This window comes from Mycolicibacterium sp. Y3, from assembly GCF_051188035.1.
Classification (GTDB): domain Bacteria; phylum Actinomycetota; class Actinomycetes; order Mycobacteriales; family Mycobacteriaceae; genus Mycobacterium; species Mycobacterium fluoranthenivorans.
The window spans coordinates 3,666,115-3,681,216 of sequence record NZ_JAVQLT010000001.1 but is presented as its reverse complement, the minus strand read 5'-3'; the positions used below and the strand labels follow the sequence as shown (position 1 = coordinate 3,681,216).

The window sequence follows — 15,102 nt, the reverse complement described above, 5'->3', positions numbered from 1 at the left end:
GGCAAGCTGGTCTCATGCTCGCGCTGAAATCGGTGGCCTTGTTCGTGCTCGCGGCGGTACTCGAGATCGGCGGGGCGTGGCTGGTGTGGCAGGGCGTGCGCGAGCACCGCGGAGCGTGGCTGGTGGGTGCCGGTGTGATCGCCTTGGGCGCCTACGGATTCGTTGCGGCGTTCCAGCCCGATGCGCATTTCGGCCGAGTACTGGCCGCCTACGGCGGAGTGTTCGTGGCTGGCTCGCTGCTGTGGGGCGTGGTGGCCGACGGCTTCCGGCCCGACCGGTGGGATGTCGCCGGGGCGCTGGTCTGTCTGGCCGGGGTCGGGCTCATCATGTACGCCCCGCGCTAGGCCGACTACAGGGCGTCGTCGTCGAGCTCGTCTCGGTTCAGGCCCATCGGCGTGTCGGCGGGGACATCGCCGCCGGCCACCACCAGGCGGGTCAGGGGTGTCAGCGCCGCGAACAAGGTGCCCAGCTGCCGGTCGTCGAGGGCGTCGAAGGCGCGCAGCGCCAGCCGGTCCGTGCTGTCCTCGATCTGCGCCTTGAGGTCGGCACCGGCTGAGGTCAACGACCCACCGGCGTCGACCAGTCCGCGCGCGGCCAGCCCGTCCAACTGTTCCTGCCAATCGTCTTCGTCGTAGTCACGGCTGGGGGCGATCATCTCGCGTGGCACCCGGCCGGCCACGGCGTGCAGCACGTTGGATTCGCGCCCGCCGATACCGTGCGCGGCGAGCACGGCGACATGGCCGTCGCCGCGCTGCTCCCGCAGCAGGGTGGTGGCGTGCCACAGCTTGGCCACCGGCTCCTCGGGCCACGGTAGCGCCGCGTTGGCGGCGAACAGCGCTCGCCCGTGTATCGGGGCCGAGCGGGCGGCGATCTCGGCCAGATCGGCTGCGGTCCGCACCGTCTCGTCGTCGGTCATCCCGTAGCGCCGCAACGTGGCCACCGCCGCATCCTGGCGGGCGGCCAGCACAGCGGCCGGGGTGGCGATCTCCCACGCCGCGGGCAGCGCCTTGTGCACCTGACGCGAGGAGAAGTTGTAGAACAGCGCCGTGACCACCTCGGGTGGCACCGGCCCCAGGGGCGCCGACCGGGCGGCGAAGTAGCCCGACCAGAATCCGCGGTAGCCGAGCTCGCCGAGCGCGGCGCGGGATTCCGGCGCGAAGTAGGTGACGGCGTGTACCGGCTCCAGCCGGTCGAACAGGCGACGGGCAACCCTGGGCTGTCTCACCGGGACAGTCAAGCATCACGGGGTCGGCCGCGTGCGAGCACGGCCCCGGTATGGTTTTGTCCATGAGCGACGCGGCGGGATTCGGTTCTTCCGCACCGGCCGAAGCGACAAACCCGCAGCGGATACGCGATATCGCGATGGTCTGCTTTGCCGAGCGCGGGGTGTCGGGCACGTCCCTGCGGACCATCGCCGACGCGGCCGAGGTGAGCGTGGGTCTCATCCAGCACTACTTCGGCAGCAAAGCGGCTTTGATCGAGGCGATCGACGAGCACGTGCTGCGGGTGTGCGGCCGGATACTCGATGACAGTCCGGCCTCGCCAGAGACGGGGAACACCCCTGACGTCTATCGCGGCGGCACCGCGCAGTTGTTCATCGAGCATCCGGACGTGATGGACTACGTCGCTCGTGTTCTCACCGAAGGCGGAGCGACCGGTGCCGCGATCTTCGACGGTCTGGTCAAGATCAGCGAAACGCAGGGCGAGACGTTCATCGCGCGCGGTCTGGCCAGGTCCGACCTCGACCCACTGTGGTCGGTGCTGAACCCGGTGCTGGTGCGCGTCGCGGCCAGCGTGTTCCGCAGACATATCGAGCGGCACATCCCCGGACCGCTCTACAGCCGGGAACAGACACTGCGATGGGACGAGGCCACCACCAACCTCATCCGGCACGGTCAGCTCCGGGAAGCCGCGCGCGACGGATCCGGCGGGCGGGACACGTCCCGGCCCTGAACCTGGCGGCTTACCCTCAGGCGTCCTCGGCCACCGCTCTGGCGGCCTCGTCGATGATGGCCCGCATGGCATGTTCGGCACCCGACTCGTCGCGCAGCCGTATCGCCCGGGCCACCTCGTCGTGCAGTTCGATGGCGGCGGGGTTGGGCAGTTCGGGCATCATCCCGTGGTGAGTGCGTCCGGTGAGTACCTCGGCGACCACCGCGTTGAGCGCACGGAACATCTCGTTACCGCTGGCTTCCAGCAGCGTTTGGTGAAAGATCTTGTCGGCCTGCAGGTATGCGTCCAGGTCACCGGAGCGGCCGTGCATCACCATGTCGGACACCGCGGCGGCCATGATCCGGCAATGGTGTGGATTCGCCCGCCGGGCGGCCAGTGCGGCGGCGGCCGGCTCGAATCCGCGGCGTAACTCCGACAGCGAGATCAGCTGGGCGGCCCGGTCGCCGGATTCCAGACGCCACCGAATCACGCTGGGGTCGAACACATTCCAGTTGGATGAGGGCTGAATGGTGATACCGACGCGGCGTCGCGAGGACACCAGGCCCATCGACTCGAGTACCCGGATCGCCTCGCGGGCAACGCTGCGCGACACCCCGTGTTCGGCGCTGACCCCTTCGAGGGTGATCACCTCGCCCGGTGGGTATCTGCCGGACACCACGGCGGCGCCCAGGGCGGTCAGCACGTTGTCGTGCAGTGCGCTGACGTTTGACGACGGACCCACGCGTACATCGTGTCATAGCCGGCTTCGATTGGACTTAAAGCAGACGTATTTGTGATCCTCTTGCAATAGTATGACGTTTAAGTCATTCTGTGTGAGGTCAACCACAGTCAGGGAGGTGTAGCGATGCCATCACCGATCGTCGTGATGGGCGTCTCGGGGAGCGGGAAGTCCACCGTCGGCGCCGCGCTGGCGCAGCGGCTGCGCGTCCCGTTCGCGGATGCCGATGACTTCCATCCACCCGCCAACATCGAGAAGATGAAGGCCGGCCACCCGCTCGACGACGAGGACCGCAAGCCGTGGCTGGCGACCCTGGGCGACTGGCTGGGGGAGCACTGTGGCGACGGTGGCGTGATGAGCTGCTCGGCGCTCAAACGGCGCTACCGCGACCAGCTGCGTGCACACTGCCCCGGCATCCAATTCCTGCACCTGAGCGGGACACCCGAGATCATCGGGGCGCGCCAGGCCAGCAGACCCGGGCACTTCATGCCGGCCTCGCTGCTGGCATCTCAGTTCGACACCCTCGAACCTCTCGAGGAAGACGAGGCGGGCGTCGTCATCGACGTCGGTCAGAGCATCGACGCCATCGTCGACACCTACATCTCACTCACCGGAGGGGAACACCGATGAACGCCGCCGTGACACTGTTGGCCGACGCGCCCAAACTCGTCGAGCCGGTGGCCTCAGCCCCGCAGCTGATTCTGTCGTTCCTGGCCGGCATCGCCGTCATCGTCGTCCTGATCACCGTGGTGAAACTGCACCCGTTCCTGGCGCTCATCTTCGGCGGCCTCACCGTCGGCCTGGTCGCGGGGGAGAACCTGACCAAGGTGCTCAAGTCGTTCACCGACGGGTTCGGGTCGACGGCCGCCAGCGTGGGCATCCTCATCGCACTCGGCGCGATGTTCGCCAAACTGCTCGCCGATTCCGGCGGCGCCGACGAAATCGTGGACACCATCGTCGGTGCAGCCTCGCCGCGCATGCTGCCGTGGGCGATGGCATTGGTCGGCGCCATCATCGGCCTCCCGATGTTCTTCGAAATCGGTCTCGTACTGCTGATGCCGGTCATCTATCTCGTGTCCCGCCGGTCGCAGCAGTCCCTGATCACCATCGGTATCCCGGCGCTGGCGGGCCTGTCGGCCATGCACGGTTTCGTGCCCCCGCATCCCGGACCACTGACGGCGGTCGGCCTGCTCAACGCCGATCTCGGCGTCACGTTGGGTCTCGGGGTGCTGGTGGCGATCCCGACGGTCATCCTGGCCGGGCCGTTGTTCGGCAAGCTCGCCGGCAAGTGGGTGGTGGTGGACGCTCCCGACACCTTCGATGCCGACGAGACCAGGACACAGGACAAGCGCCCGTCGTTCGGGATCACGCTGTTCTCGGTGCTGCTGCCGGTCGCGCTGATGCTCGGCAAGGCCCTTGCCGATATCTTCATCGACAACGAAAAGCAATGGTTCCGAACCATCTTCGATGCCCTGGGCACTCCGCTCGTCGCGCTTCTGCTCGCGGTGATCGTGGGCATGTTCACCCTGGGCCGGGGGGCGGGCATGGACCGGGCCACGCTCACCAAGTGCATCGAATCGGGTCTGCCGCCGATCGCCGGCATCATTTTGATCGTCGCCGCCGGTGGTGGCTTCAAACAGGTTCTGGTGGACAGCGGTATCGGCACCATGCTCGCGCGGTGGGCCGAAGGTGTGCACATCTCGGTACTGGTGCTGGCCTGGGTGCTCGCCGTGCTCATCCGGCTGGCCACCGGCTCGGCTACGGTCGCCACCATCACCGCTTCATCGCTGATCCTCGGCTTGGTGGAGGGGATGAGCACCGGCCAGGTATCGCTGGTGGTACTGGCAGTCGGCGCCGGCTCGCTGTTCTTCTCCCATGTCAACGACGCGGGGTTCTGGTTGGTCAATCAGTACTTCCGGCTCAGCGTCGGGCAGACCATCAAGACCTGGTCGATCATGGAGACGGTGCTGTCGGTGAGCGGTTTGGCCTTCGTCCTGATCCTGGACATCTTCGTCTAGCTGCGCACACCCGCGAAACCCCTTGAACCCGTGGGGATTCCAGGGGAGGGCCGTTACGGGCTCTGCCGCGGCCGCGTGTCGACCTGGGGCACCTTCACCCAGCCGGGGTTGTTGACGAAATCCGACAAGCAGCCCGTGATGCCACGGCAGGCGATGATCGCGCCCGCGCTGGGCGCCGCACCGATGGCAGGTGGCGGGGTCACGACCAGATCGCAATTGTCGGTGTACGCACCCACCTGTTGCTTGCCGACCAGAATCCCTTGGTTGGGGCAGGTCGCCATCACGTCCGGTTGATGTGTTGCGGCCGGCGCGAGCAGCGACGTACCCACGGCGGCGACGAAGGCGCTCGCGGTGATCCACCGGGTCAGCGTGCCCATGTTGCTGAGAATACGCTGCGAACGTCAGCCTGGGTACAAGCCCGGAAACGGGCGCAGCCAGTCACGTGTGGGCAGTGGTCCCGACGGGGGTCGCAGGCGTTCCAGCACTGCCCGCAGCGGGGGCCAGTCCGCCCGCCCGCGTCGGGTGACCGCGTAGGTGGTCAGGACGACGCTGGGATCGGCGAGATCCAGCACCGTGACGCCCGCCATGGTGGGCCGGCCCAGCGGAAGCAGGCCCACGCCGTAGCCGCCGACGATGAGATCCTCGACGAGGTCCAGACTGTCGATCTGGTGTGAGATGCGCGGGGTGAAGCCCGCCAGTGCAGCCAGGGCCCGCAATGCCACCTCGTCGGCGCTGTTGCGCGAGTTCACAATCCACGGCTGGCCGGCATACGCGGAGATATCTGCCTGCCCACCGACCTCAGGTGCGCCCTGCGCCGGTACCCCGAGTCCCCATGGGATCTTCCACAGCGGGACGGCCTCCAGGACGGGGCTCAGCGCCGCAGGCGCGAGGTTGTAGTCGTAGGTCAGGGCGAGGTCCAGATCGTCATCGACGAGCAGCCGGAACGCCTCGACCGGTTCGTACTCGCTCACCACGACGTCGATCCCGGGATACCGCGCCGTGAGCTCGGGCACGACCGGCAGCAGCGATACCCGGATGCCGGTCGCGAAGCCACCGACTCGAAGCGTCCCGGCGGGTTCGGCGTGCGGATCCAGGTCGAGTCGGGCCGAGTCGAGGGCGGCCAGGATGGTGACGGCGTGATCGGCGAGCCGGCGGCCGGCGGGGGTGAGGCGTACCCGGCGGCCGTCCGGTTCGATCAGCGTCACCTTGGCTTCTCTGGCAAGTGCGGCCAGCTGCTGGGAGACCGTCGATGTCGTGAGGTGATGGGCATCGGCGACTGCCCGCATCGAGCCGAGCCGGGACAGGGTCAGCAGCAGCTGCAGTCGGCGGGGATCCATCCATCCATTCTGCGTCGGTACCCGTGAATCATGATTAGGTGGAAGCTCGCGTCTGGGGTCTCCGCTGATCCGCAGTGTCGTCACTACAGTTTCGCAGCCTCGGCCATCAACCGCGCGCCGATCTCGTTGATCTCGCCGATCAGCAAGGTACGCAACGGGTGTGCGGCCACGATCAACGCGACACGGCCGTGCTGGTCGAACACCGGCGCGGCGATGGTGGCCACCGGCCGGGTCTCGCTGCTCTCCAGCAGGCCGATCGCGGTGAACTCGACCAGCAATCGCTCCATCAGCTGCCGCACCGAGTCGGGCAGATCGGTGGCGGTACCCATCAGTTGCGCGGCCTGCGCCAGCGCCGGGGTCGTCCAATCGATGTCGAATCCGCGCTCACGCGTGTGGGCCAGCACCTGCTCCAGTCGCTGGGCCAGTTCGATATTCGAGGATGCCGCCCGCGCGATCCACTCCTGCCGAGCTTGCGGGGTGTCCCACGCCGCGAACGCCACCCCGAACGGTGGAGCGTAAGGGATGCGGTCACCGGGCGCACTGGCCGTGCCCCCTTCGAAGGCCGTGACGACCAAATCTTCGCCTACCCGCTCCAATACTGTTGCTGGATAACCACTATCGGACGAGATCCGCTGTATAGCGAGTCGCGCCGCGACCACGACGGGACGGGCCGCGTCCAGCCGGGCCGCCACCAGAGCCAGGGTAGGTCCCAGTGCGAACGTCTTGTCGACCGGATCTCGGCTGACCCAGCCGCGATCCCACAACGTCTTCAGGATCGCATGGGCGGTGGCTTGGGTCAGTTCGAGTTCGCGGACGATATCGGAGAATCGCAGCGTCTCGTTGCCTGGCCTGGCCAGCAGTTCGATCACGTCGAGCGCCCGACCGGTCGGCGCTGAGCTGGATCCGCGAATGTCTTGACTCCTCACTTCCGGCACGTTTAGCGTGTGGTCATATATTCGAGAGTATGTCTCGAATAGTCGAGAAGAGCAAGGGGCTGCGATGCGTGCGGTGCTCCTGCGTCACGGTGAACTCACCGTCGGTGACACACCGGATCCGGTTCCCGGGCCGGGCGAGCTGCTGCTTCGCACCCTCAGTACCGCGATCTGTGCCTCCGACGTGCACTTCATGGATCACCCGGCGCTCGCTGACGACCCCACCGGCCGCACTCTTTACGATGCCGAGCGCGATATCGTGCTCGGTCATGAATTCGTCGGTGAGGTCATCGGGCACGGACCGGGCTGCACCGACAAGTTCCCGGTCGGCACCCGCGTCACCTCGATTCCGATCAGGCTGGTCGCCCGGGGCGAGCGGAGCGACGGGGAAGAACCCCGCGGCGCAGACGGCGCCCACATCATCGGTCAGCATCCCGAGGCGCAGGGCAGCTTCGCCGAGAAACTGATCGTCAACGAGATGCTCGCGAAACCGGTGCCCGGCGACGTGTCCGACGACGCCGCCGCCTTGACGGATGCGTTCGCCGTCGGCGAGTTCTATGTGCGCTCGGCGGCGATAAAGCCCGGAGAGATCGCCATCGTCCTCGGGGCGGGCGCCATCGGCCTGTCTGCAGTGGCGGCCTTGCGGGCCAGGGATATTGAACCCATCGTGGTATCCGACTTTCAGGCCGATCGCCGTGCCCTCGCCGAGACCTTCGGTGCACACGTCGCCGTCGACCCCGCCGAGCAGTCACCGATCGAGGTCTTCCGGCAGCTCCGAGCTGAGCGCCATCTGCCGGGTCCGGCAATCGTTTTCGAGTGTGTCGGCGCCGGCGGGCTGATCCAACACATCGTGGAATCGGTGGAGATGGGCACCCGCATCTACTGTGCCGGGGGCTGGTACACGGGCGACACCCTCAGCATCACCGATGCCACTCGCCAGGGTGTCACCATTCAGTTCGGCGGTGGACCCATGCCGCAGGACTGGTACGGCACGCTTGACGCCATCGCCGGGGGACGGCTCGATCCACTGCCCGCTGTTGGGAAGATCATCGGCCTCGACGAGATTCCGCACGCCCTGGATCTCGCCCGCCGATCGGAAGGCCCACCCCGAATCCTGGTACACCCGAACGGAGATGTGCAGTGACCGATCATGCCCAGATAACCAATGTCCTGATCCGGTACGCCACCGGTATCGACCGCCGCGACTGGCCGCTGTTCCGCACCGTCTTCACCGCGGACTGTGCACTGGACTATGGCGAGATCGGCGCCTGGAACGGAGTCGACGCCGTCACGGAATTCATGGTGCTCGCGCATGCCGGCGCGGGACATACCCTGCACCGGCTGAGCAATATGGCCATCACGGTCACCGGCGACACCGCCACCGCCCGCACGTACCTCGACGCACTGATCCTGGCCGCCGACAACGCTTCCGGGGTGAACGCCATCGGGTTCTACGATGATGAACTCGTCCGCACGGGCGATGGCTGGTGTATTGCGCGGCGTCGATTCACCTCCGTGCGGATCGCGGTGATCGGGTCATGAGCTTCGCCGACAGGTACGGACCGTGGGCGGTGGTGGCCGGCGCATCCGACGGGGTCGGCGCATTGTTCGCCGAGGGGCTGGCCGAGCGGGGCGTCAACGTGGTGCTGGTGGCGCGCAGGCAGCACATCCTCGAACAGGTCGCCGAAGGGATCGAGGCCCGGACCGGCGCCCGAACCCGCACGTTGGCAGTCGATCTCAGTGACGATGCGGCCACCGCGGCGATCGCCGCGGCGACCGCCGACTTGGAGATCGGCTTCCTGGTGTACTGCGCGGGCGCCGATCCGAACTTCCGGCAGTTCCTCGACCAGCCCGTCGCAGCCGCCGAATCGATGGTGCAACGCAATTGCCTGGCACCACTTCGCTTGTGCCATCACTTCGCCGCACCGATGGTGGCCCGCGGCCGTGGTGGCATCGTGCTCTTCGGATCCGGCGCGGGCTTCGCCGGCGGGCCGAACATGGTCGCCTACGGCGCGAGCAAGGCTTTCGACATGGTGTTCGCCGAAGCACTGTGGGCCGAGCTGCACGACAAGGGTGTCGACGTGGTCGGCCTGATCCTCGGTAAGACCGACACCCCGGCATTGCGCAGTCTCGAACACAGCCGAGGACTACTGCCCGACGCCGATACCGCGCCCCCGGATGCCACCTCCGCCGCCGACGTCGTGGCGGAGGCCTTCGCCAGCCTCACCACCGGCCCCACCGTGCTGGTCGGCGAACAGATGAAAGCGGCCGCGCCGCTGCTGGCATCGTTGACCCGCAATGAGGCCGTCGCGTTGATCACGGCGGCCAGCGCGGCATCCATGGGCTGAGTCCGCGCTATGGTGCCCGTCATGGCGAGTACGAGCAGCGACGTCTGGGAAGTGCTGTCCACCGCGCGCACCATCCGCCGGTTCACCGACGACCCCGTCGACGACGCCACCCTGACCCGCTGTCTGCGGGCCGCCACCTGGGCGCCGTCGGGGGCCAACGCCCAAGCGTGGCGTTTCGTGGTGCTGCGCTCACCCGAACTGCGGGCGGCGGTGGCCCGAGCGGCCGCGGATGCACTGGCGGTCATCGAGCCGGTCTACGGGATGACCCGGCCGAGCACCGACGACACCGGCCCGGTGGCGCGCAACAATCGGGCCACCTACGAATTGCATGACCGGGCCGCAGAATTCACCTCCGTCCTGTTCACTCAAAAGAAGTTCCCGACGGCATCCGAACTGCTGCTGGGCGGGTCGATCTTCCCCGCCATGCAGAACTTCCTACTCGCCGCTCGGGCTCAGGGCCTGGGCGCCTGTCTGACCAGCTGGGCCTCCTACGGGGGCGAGGCCATCCTGCGGGAGGCCGTCGGTGTCCCCGACGACTATCTGCTGGGCGGGCACATCGTGCTCGGCTGGCCTAAGGGCCGGCACGGTCCGCTGCGGCGGCGGCCGCTGCGCGACGCGGTCTACCTCGACCGCTGGGGCACGCCGGCCGATTCGGTGCTCAAGGCGGACTGACGGCCTCCAGCTCGATGAGACTGATCGGCCCATCACCACCAGGCCACCGGGGCAGGGGCTGCGCTCCTGCGCAGAACCTGCCCTGTGCGACGATGCGGAAATGGCACGTCCATTTCATTTCGCCCAGACCGAGCAGGACACCTTCCTGCCCACCGCGTACGCGCAGAGCCATTGGGGTCCGGATCACCTCAACGGTCCGGCGCTCGTCGGCCTGGTCGCGCGCACGCTGGAAACCGCGTTCGGACGTCCCGAATTCCTGCCGGCCCGGCTGACGGTCGATCTTTTCAAGGCCGCCCGTGGTGTGCCGACCACGGCCAAACTCGCGCTGGTGCGCGACGGGCGCCGGGTGCGCAATGCCGAGTGCGAGCTGGTCCAGGACGGGGTGACGGTGGTCCGCGCCACGTTGGTGCAATACCGGCTCTCGGAACCACCGCGCGGCCGGGAATGGGTAGCCCCAATGACTTTCACCGGTCCCGTCGATCGCGATGACGCCCGCGGTATCGGCATCGGCAGCGATGACGCCGGCTGGACGGGTGCCATCGCCGATCACCAGAACACCTCACGTAAGCGGTTCGTCAACCGCACCATCGATGTGGTCGAGGGCGACGCGAACTCGCCGTTCGTGCGGGCCGCCATGGCCGCCGAGGGAACCAGCCTGGTCACCAACCTCGGCACAGCGGGCGTCGGCTACATCAACGGGGATCTGACCGTGGCACTTTCCCGGCTACCCGGTGACGAGTGGGTCGGGGTGCAGGCCGACTCGCACTGGGCTGCCGACGGGATCTCAGTGGGCGCCTCGACGTTGTTCGACAGTGCGGGCGCCTTCGGGACCGGAATGGTGACGGCGGTGGCCAACCCGGCCGCACAGATCGATTTCGCCAACGACCCGTTCCCCGAGCGCACCCGTTGATGCACCCCGCACGACGATCGAGTCACACCGGACATCACGATGGGTTAAGGAAAAGGCCTCGAAGATAAGGAAGATCGGCCATCCTGCGCACCGTCGCGCCACGGAACGCAAAACTGAGACCGAACTCACCGGAGTTTGCTGTAACGGCCGAAATACTGCTCGACGGCGCCGTTCGCGGTGTTTAGGAGTTTCCGTATGGTGGAAATCGGGTCGGGTCCCCAACAATTGACGACTCGAAGGAATCTCCACTCATCATGAAACTGAAGTTCTGCAATCGAATCGCTCTCTCCGTGCTGGCGGCGGGCGGTGCGCTCAGCGCCGTCGTGCTGGCACCGATCGCCTCCGCCGATCCGGTGGACTGCAGCCGGCAGTCGATCGACGCCACCGTGCAGCAGACCACCGGTGCGGCCCAGGGTTACCTGGGCGCCCACCCGGGCGCCAAGCAAGCCGTGTCCGTCATCTACACCCAGCCGCGGGATGTCGCGTCGGCGAGCATCCGGACGTACTTCACTGCCAACCCGCAGGAGTACCTGGAATTGAGGAGCATCTTGGCGCCGATCGGCGACAAGCAACGCGCCTGCAACACGACGGCCCTCTCACCCGAAATGGCCTCTGCTTACAGCGAGTTCATGGCCGGCTGACGGGGTTCGACTCTCGACGCTCAACCCTTGACGACCTGCGTCCCACCGGCCAGGTCGTCATGGGTGCCCTGTCGCCACGGGCTGTTCCTGATCGACACGGCGATCACCACGTAGGCGACGAAGGCGAGCAGGCCGCCGACGTAGGGCACGGCCGCCAAGAGCGTGAACGAGTTGCGGATCGCCGACTGTTTCAGATCTGGGTGCGGACGGCCGTGGGGTCCGCGCACATGCAGCCCCAACAGCTTCTTACCTGGTGTCCATCCGACGGACACTTCGAACGCCACGAAGTAGATGAACGTCAGCAGGCCCGAAAACAGGCCGGTGACAAGAATATTCGAGAAGGAATCAAGGGACACGACCGCGACGAGGCTTGCGGCGTTGACGATGACGCCGTCGATCACCCGAGCGAAGAACCGGGGACCGAGATTGCCGGGCACCGCGGACTTCGGCGCTTGGGACTGCCATGGTTGCGACACGTGGTCACCGCTGCTCATCACCTGAATCTACGCATACCCCGGGAGTCGGTCGCCATCACGACCTCTTCGAGCGGTCACAACCGGCACCAGACTGTTTGATAGATACGAACAATATGTCAGTCAAAATCACGTGGACATGAACGTTCTGGCTGCCGTTCAATGCAGAGATGACTTCCGCGACCGCCCGCAACGGTGCTTTCATGGCGATCGCCGCGATGTGCGCGGTGCAGCTCGGCGCCGCGATCGCGGTACAGCTGATCGACGATATCGGCGCCACGGGCACCGCCTGGCTGCGGTTGGCCTGGGCCGGACTGCTGATGCTGGCGCTGGTGCGTCCGCGCCGTGCGGCGTTCACCCGGTCGGCCTTCCGCACATGTGTGGTGCTCGGTGTGGTCACGGCCGGGATCACCCTGCTGTTCATGATGGCGGTGGCGCGGATCCCGTTGGGCACCGCCAGTGCGCTGGAATTCCTCGGGCCCCTCGGTGTTGCGGTGGCCAAAGGTTCGGGCCGTTATCGGCTGCTGTGGCCGGGGTTGGCGACGGTGGGCGTGCTGCTGCTGACCGAACCGTGGGCCGGATCCGTCGACCCCGTCGGGGTGCTCTACGCGCTGGGGTCGGCGGTGTGCTGGGGGATGTACATCCTGCTGACGCAACGGGTGGGGGATGAGGTCGCCGGGATCGCCGGCCTGGCCGTATCGATGCCCGTCGCCGGTCTCGTCGCGACGGCGGTGGCCGGGCCCGCGGTGTTCGGCCGTCTGACGCCGGAGATCCTGGTGATCGGGGCGGGGCTGGCGATCCTGCTGCCCATCATCCCGTTCGCGCTGGAACTGCTGGCGCTCCGCCGGCTCACCGCGGCGGCGTTCGGGACGCTGATGAGTCTGGAGCCAGGTTTCGCGATGCTGATGGGGCTTCTCGTGCTGCATCAGGTGCCGGCACCGCTCGCCGTCGTCGGCATCGTCGCGGTGGTGGGTGCCGGGATCGGGGCGGCCCGCAGCGGTGCCCGCGGCGAGACGCACGGTGCGCCGCCGGAGGTTAGCCTCGGTACATGTCGAACGGAATCTTCGCCCACCCAGTGACGCGTGCCGTCAACAAACTGGCCGTGGCCCTCACCGCCGTCCCCGCCATCGGCGACCTGGTCGGTCGCAGCCTGGTCGAAATCCGCTATACCGGCCGCAAGTCCGGGCGGATCTTCCAGACGCCGGTCAACTACCGACTGTCCGGTGATCAGGTCACCATCGCCGTCATGGCGCCCGATGCCAAGAGCTGGTGGCGCAACTTTCTCGGCGACGGCGGGCCCATCACCTTGCTGAACTTCCGCGGCGCGGACCGCACCGGCCTTGCCGTCGCCACCCGCGACGACAAGGGCCGGGTCAAGGTGCGCGTTCGGCTCGACTAGACCTCGATGCGCTTGCGCCGGTAGAGCGTTCCCACCCCGAGCAAGATCAGGCTGATCACCAGGATCGCCGTGGCCAGCACGTTGATCTGTGGTGGCACAGCCGCTTTCACCGCCGCATTCACATACAGCGGGTAGGTGACGGTGGATCCGCTGACGAAGTAGGTGATGATGAAATCGTCCAGGGACAGCGCGAAGGACAACATGCCCGCCGCGATGATCCCCGGCACGATCAGCGGCAGGGTCACGCGGAAGAAGGTGCGGGTCGGGCTGGCGCCCAGATCCATCGAAGCGTCTTCCAGTGTCCAGTCGAAACCGCGCACCCGGGCCCGCACCGTCATCGCGATGAAACTCACCTCGAACGCGACATGCGCGATCACGATGGTGGTGTAGCCCGCCGCCCAGTGCAGATCCAGAAACAGCGTCAGCAACGAGGCACCCATCACCACTTCGGGAGCGGTGAGCGGCAGCACCATGAAGGTGTCGACGGCCTTGCTGCCGCGGAAACGCTGACGCACCAAGGCGATCGCGAGCAGCGTGCCGAGCACCAGCGCGATCAAGGTGGACACCAACGCCACATTGAGACTGAGCTTGAGTGCGTCCACCAGTGCGGGGTATTTGAACGGGTGCAGCCAGTTGTCCAGGGTGAAGCCCTGCCAGCTGTAGTTGAACTTGCCCGCCGGGTGGTTGAACGAGAAGAGGATGATCACGAAGATCGGCAGGAAGAGGTACAGCAGCACCAGGCCGCCGACGATCCGCAGGACCAGATCACCCCATTTGGGCCTGGCCCGAACCTTTTTCACCACAGACTGCTCCACGGTGGCCGTCATACCAGGTCCTCGGTACCCAGGGCGCGGGTGTAGAGCAGCACGCCGATGACGATCAGGATCATCAGTCCCAGGCTCAGCGCCGCGGCGACGGGGTAGTCCTTGACCACCAGGAACTGTTTCTGGATGACGTTGCCGATCATCGTCGTCTGGGTGCTGCCCAGGTAGTCCGCGTTGATGAAATCACCTACCGCGGGGATGAATACCAGCATGCTGCCGGCGAGCACGCCGGGCAGTGACAGGGGCAGGATGACCTTGCCGAAAGTGCGCGGACTCGACGAGTACAGATCGCGGGATGCCTCCAACAGACGCGGATCGATCTTCTCCAGACTGACGTACAGCGGCAGGATCATGAAGATGATCCAGTTGTAGATCAGGCCGCCGATCACCGCCCAGCCGGTCGAGAGCAGCCGTCCCTCGCTGGGGATCAGGCCGATGGTGTTGAGGACGCTGACCACCCAGCCGTCGTCGGCCAGGATGGTCTTCCACGCCAGGGTGCGGATGAGGAACGTCACGAAGAACGGCAGGATCACCAAGCCCAGGATCAGATTCTTGAACCTGCCCGCCTTGAACGCGATCATGTAGGCCAGCGGGAAAGCCAACAGCAGGCACACCACCGTCGCCACGGCCGCGTAGCCGAACGACCGCAGGATCTGATCCTGATATTGGTGGAACGCCGCCGTGAAGTTGCCGACGTTCCAGTCGAAGGTCAGGGTCGGCAGGTACACCGACCCGCCCGCGGTGGACAGCGATGTGCGGGCCAGTGAAAACAGCGGCACCACAAAGAAAATCGCGAGATAGGCCAGCGCGGGCAAGATCATCAGGTAGGGCGCGATCTTGCTGCGCTGCCTGCTGCTGGAGGCGACTCCTGCCATGC

General features: G+C 66.7%; 20 protein-coding genes. 12 read left to right on the top strand and 8 right to left on the bottom strand.

All coding sequences use genetic code 11. The features are described from left to right. Nucleotides 1–14: 14 nt before the first annotated feature. On the top strand, nucleotides 15–344 hold the full coding sequence (locus tag QN239_RS17960; protein WP_499012431.1) for a YnfA family protein: 330 nt from the start codon (nucleotides 15–17) through the stop codon (nucleotides 342–344). A gap of 5 nt (nucleotides 345–349) precedes the next feature. Here the strand turns inward: QN239_RS17960 and QN239_RS17955 are convergent, their stop codons facing one another. Further along, nucleotides 350–1,225, bottom strand: coding sequence for an SCO6745 family protein (locus tag QN239_RS17955; protein WP_499012430.1), 876 nt, complete (start codon nucleotides 1,223–1,225; stop codon nucleotides 350–352). A 62-nt stretch (nucleotides 1,226–1,287) separates the two neighbouring features. On the opposite strand from QN239_RS17955, the gene QN239_RS17950 reads away from it, so the two are divergent. Next, complete coding sequence (locus tag QN239_RS17950; RefSeq protein WP_499012428.1) at nucleotides 1,288–1,953, top strand: TetR/AcrR family transcriptional regulator; 666 nt, start codon at nucleotides 1,288–1,290, stop codon at nucleotides 1,951–1,953. 16 nt (nucleotides 1,954–1,969) lie between these two features. Here QN239_RS17950 and QN239_RS17945 read toward each other — a convergent pair whose 3' ends face one another. Beyond that, on the bottom strand, nucleotides 1,970–2,674 hold the full coding sequence (locus QN239_RS17945; RefSeq protein WP_499012426.1) for a FadR/GntR family transcriptional regulator: 705 nt from the start codon (nucleotides 2,672–2,674) through the stop codon (nucleotides 1,970–1,972). 123 nt (nucleotides 2,675–2,797) lie between these two features. On the opposite strand from QN239_RS17945, the gene QN239_RS17940 reads away from it, so the two are divergent. Continuing rightward, nucleotides 2,798–3,301 (top strand): gluconokinase, encoded by a 504-nt coding sequence (locus tag QN239_RS17940; RefSeq protein ID WP_499012424.1) that lies wholly within the window; start codon nucleotides 2,798–2,800, stop codon nucleotides 3,299–3,301. Further along, nucleotides 3,298–4,689, top strand: coding sequence for a GntP family permease (locus tag QN239_RS17935; protein WP_499012423.1), 1,392 nt, complete (start codon nucleotides 3,298–3,300; stop codon nucleotides 4,687–4,689). Before QN239_RS17940 ends, QN239_RS17935 begins: the two co-directional genes overlap by 4 nt. Nucleotides 4,690–4,742: 53 nt before the next feature. Here QN239_RS17935 and QN239_RS17930 read toward each other — a convergent pair whose 3' ends face one another. The 3 genes from QN239_RS17930 to QN239_RS17920 all read right to left on the bottom strand — a co-directional run bounded on the left by QN239_RS17930 (nucleotide 4,743) and on the right by QN239_RS17920 (nucleotide 6,952). After that, on the bottom strand, nucleotides 4,743–5,066 hold the full coding sequence (locus QN239_RS17930) for a hypothetical protein (protein WP_499012422.1): 324 nt from the start codon (nucleotides 5,064–5,066) through the stop codon (nucleotides 4,743–4,745). 24 nt (nucleotides 5,067–5,090) lie between these two features. After that, complete coding sequence (locus QN239_RS17925) at nucleotides 5,091–6,026, bottom strand: LysR family transcriptional regulator (RefSeq protein ID WP_499012420.1); 936 nt, start codon at nucleotides 6,024–6,026, stop codon at nucleotides 5,091–5,093. Between the two features lie 83 nt (nucleotides 6,027–6,109). Next, the gene (locus tag QN239_RS17920; RefSeq protein WP_499012419.1) at nucleotides 6,110–6,952 is read right to left on the bottom strand and encodes a helix-turn-helix domain-containing protein; all 843 of its coding nucleotides are present in this window, start codon (nucleotides 6,950–6,952) and stop codon (nucleotides 6,110–6,112) included. An 82-nt stretch (nucleotides 6,953–7,034) separates the two neighbouring features. Between QN239_RS17920 and QN239_RS17915 the strand changes: the two genes are divergently transcribed. The 6 genes from QN239_RS17915 to QN239_RS17890 all read left to right on the top strand — a co-directional run bounded on the left by QN239_RS17915 (nucleotide 7,035) and on the right by QN239_RS17890 (nucleotide 11,529). Beyond that, the gene (locus QN239_RS17915; protein WP_499016847.1) at nucleotides 7,035–8,102 is read left to right on the top strand and encodes a zinc-binding dehydrogenase; all 1,068 of its coding nucleotides are present in this window, start codon (nucleotides 7,035–7,037) and stop codon (nucleotides 8,100–8,102) included. Further along, nucleotides 8,099–8,500: a nuclear transport factor 2 family protein gene (locus tag QN239_RS17910; RefSeq protein WP_499012418.1), complete on the top strand. Its 402-nt coding sequence runs from the start codon at nucleotides 8,099–8,101 to the stop codon at nucleotides 8,498–8,500. Before QN239_RS17915 ends, QN239_RS17910 begins: the two co-directional genes overlap by 4 nt. After that, the gene (locus QN239_RS17905) at nucleotides 8,497–9,306 is read left to right on the top strand and encodes an SDR family NAD(P)-dependent oxidoreductase (protein WP_499012417.1); all 810 of its coding nucleotides are present in this window, start codon (nucleotides 8,497–8,499) and stop codon (nucleotides 9,304–9,306) included. Before QN239_RS17910 ends, QN239_RS17905 begins: the two co-directional genes overlap by 4 nt. A 21-nt stretch (nucleotides 9,307–9,327) precedes the next feature. After that, entirely contained in the window at nucleotides 9,328–9,978 is a 651-nt protein-coding gene (locus tag QN239_RS17900; RefSeq protein WP_499012415.1) for a nitroreductase family protein, read from the top strand. Nucleotides 9,979–10,078: 100 nt separating this feature from the next. Beyond that, entirely contained in the window at nucleotides 10,079–10,888 is an 810-nt protein-coding gene (locus QN239_RS17895) for an acyl-CoA thioesterase domain-containing protein (RefSeq protein WP_187095513.1), read from the top strand. A gap of 254 nt (nucleotides 10,889–11,142) precedes the next feature. Next, nucleotides 11,143–11,529, top strand: a complete 387-nt coding sequence (locus QN239_RS17890; protein WP_499012412.1) for a hemophore-related protein — start codon at nucleotides 11,143–11,145, stop codon at nucleotides 11,527–11,529. A gap of 20 nt (nucleotides 11,530–11,549) precedes the next feature. On the opposite strand, the gene QN239_RS17885 is transcribed toward QN239_RS17890, so the two are convergent. Continuing rightward, nucleotides 11,550–12,023 (bottom strand): RDD family protein, encoded by a 474-nt coding sequence (locus tag QN239_RS17885; protein ID WP_499012410.1) that lies wholly within the window; start codon nucleotides 12,021–12,023, stop codon nucleotides 11,550–11,552. Between the two features lie 149 nt (nucleotides 12,024–12,172). Here QN239_RS17885 and QN239_RS17880 point away from each other — a divergent pair, with 149 nt between their 5' ends. Next, complete coding sequence (locus QN239_RS17880) at nucleotides 12,173–13,081, top strand: EamA family transporter (RefSeq protein WP_499012408.1); 909 nt, start codon at nucleotides 12,173–12,175, stop codon at nucleotides 13,079–13,081. Further along, nucleotides 13,051–13,401, top strand: coding sequence for a PNPOx family protein (locus QN239_RS17875; protein ID WP_499012406.1), 351 nt, complete (start codon nucleotides 13,051–13,053; stop codon nucleotides 13,399–13,401). The genes QN239_RS17880 and QN239_RS17875 overlap by 31 nt, the downstream gene beginning before the upstream one ends. Here QN239_RS17875 and QN239_RS17870 read toward each other — a convergent pair. Both QN239_RS17870 and QN239_RS17865 read right to left on the bottom strand, forming a co-directional pair. Continuing rightward, nucleotides 13,398–14,228 (bottom strand): ABC transporter permease, encoded by an 831-nt coding sequence (locus QN239_RS17870; protein WP_499012404.1) that lies wholly within the window; start codon nucleotides 14,226–14,228, stop codon nucleotides 13,398–13,400. The two genes, QN239_RS17875 and QN239_RS17870, sit on opposite strands and share 4 nt — an antisense overlap. Beyond that, on the bottom strand, nucleotides 14,225–15,100 hold the full coding sequence (locus QN239_RS17865; RefSeq protein WP_499012402.1) for an ABC transporter permease: 876 nt from the start codon (nucleotides 15,098–15,100) through the stop codon (nucleotides 14,225–14,227). Before QN239_RS17865 ends, QN239_RS17870 begins: the two co-directional genes overlap by 4 nt. Between the last annotated feature and the right edge of the window lie 2 nt (nucleotides 15,101–15,102).

Excerpts from the sequence above, each read along its gene's own strand:
- QN239_RS17960 (WP_499012431.1), top strand. The coding sequence starts at position 15 with ATGCTCGCGCTGAAATCGGTGGCCTTGTTCGTGCTCGCGGCGGTACTC.
- QN239_RS17950 (WP_499012428.1), top strand. The coding sequence starts at position 1,288 with ATGAGCGACGCGGCGGGATTCGGTTCTTCCGCACCGGCCGAAGCGACA.
- QN239_RS17940 (WP_499012424.1), top strand. The coding sequence starts at position 2,798 with ATGCCATCACCGATCGTCGTGATGGGCGTCTCGGGGAGCGGGAAGTCC.
- QN239_RS17935 (WP_499012423.1), top strand. The coding sequence starts at position 3,298 with ATGAACGCCGCCGTGACACTGTTGGCCGACGCGCCCAAACTCGTCGAG.
- QN239_RS17930 (WP_499012422.1), bottom strand. The coding sequence starts at position 5,066 with ATGGGCACGCTGACCCGGTGGATCACCGCGAGCGCCTTCGTCGCCGCC.
- QN239_RS17925 (WP_499012420.1), bottom strand. The coding sequence starts at position 6,026 with ATGGATCCCCGCCGACTGCAGCTGCTGCTGACCCTGTCCCGGCTCGGC.
- QN239_RS17905 (WP_499012417.1), top strand. The coding sequence starts at position 8,497 with ATGAGCTTCGCCGACAGGTACGGACCGTGGGCGGTGGTGGCCGGCGCA.
- QN239_RS17900 (WP_499012415.1), top strand. The coding sequence starts at position 9,328 with ATGGCGAGTACGAGCAGCGACGTCTGGGAAGTGCTGTCCACCGCGCGC.
- QN239_RS17895 (WP_187095513.1), top strand. The coding sequence starts at position 10,079 with ATGGCACGTCCATTTCATTTCGCCCAGACCGAGCAGGACACCTTCCTG.
- QN239_RS17890 (WP_499012412.1), top strand. The coding sequence starts at position 11,143 with ATGAAACTGAAGTTCTGCAATCGAATCGCTCTCTCCGTGCTGGCGGCG.
- QN239_RS17885 (WP_499012410.1), bottom strand. The coding sequence starts at position 12,023 with ATGAGCAGCGGTGACCACGTGTCGCAACCATGGCAGTCCCAAGCGCCG.
- QN239_RS17880 (WP_499012408.1), top strand. The coding sequence starts at position 12,173 with ATGACTTCCGCGACCGCCCGCAACGGTGCTTTCATGGCGATCGCCGCG.
- QN239_RS17875 (WP_499012406.1), top strand. The coding sequence starts at position 13,051 with ATGTCGAACGGAATCTTCGCCCACCCAGTGACGCGTGCCGTCAACAAA.
- QN239_RS17870 (WP_499012404.1), bottom strand. The coding sequence starts at position 14,228 with ATGACGGCCACCGTGGAGCAGTCTGTGGTGAAAAAGGTTCGGGCCAGG.
- QN239_RS17865 (WP_499012402.1), bottom strand. The coding sequence starts at position 15,100 with ATGGCAGGAGTCGCCTCCAGCAGCAGGCAGCGCAGCAAGATCGCGCCC.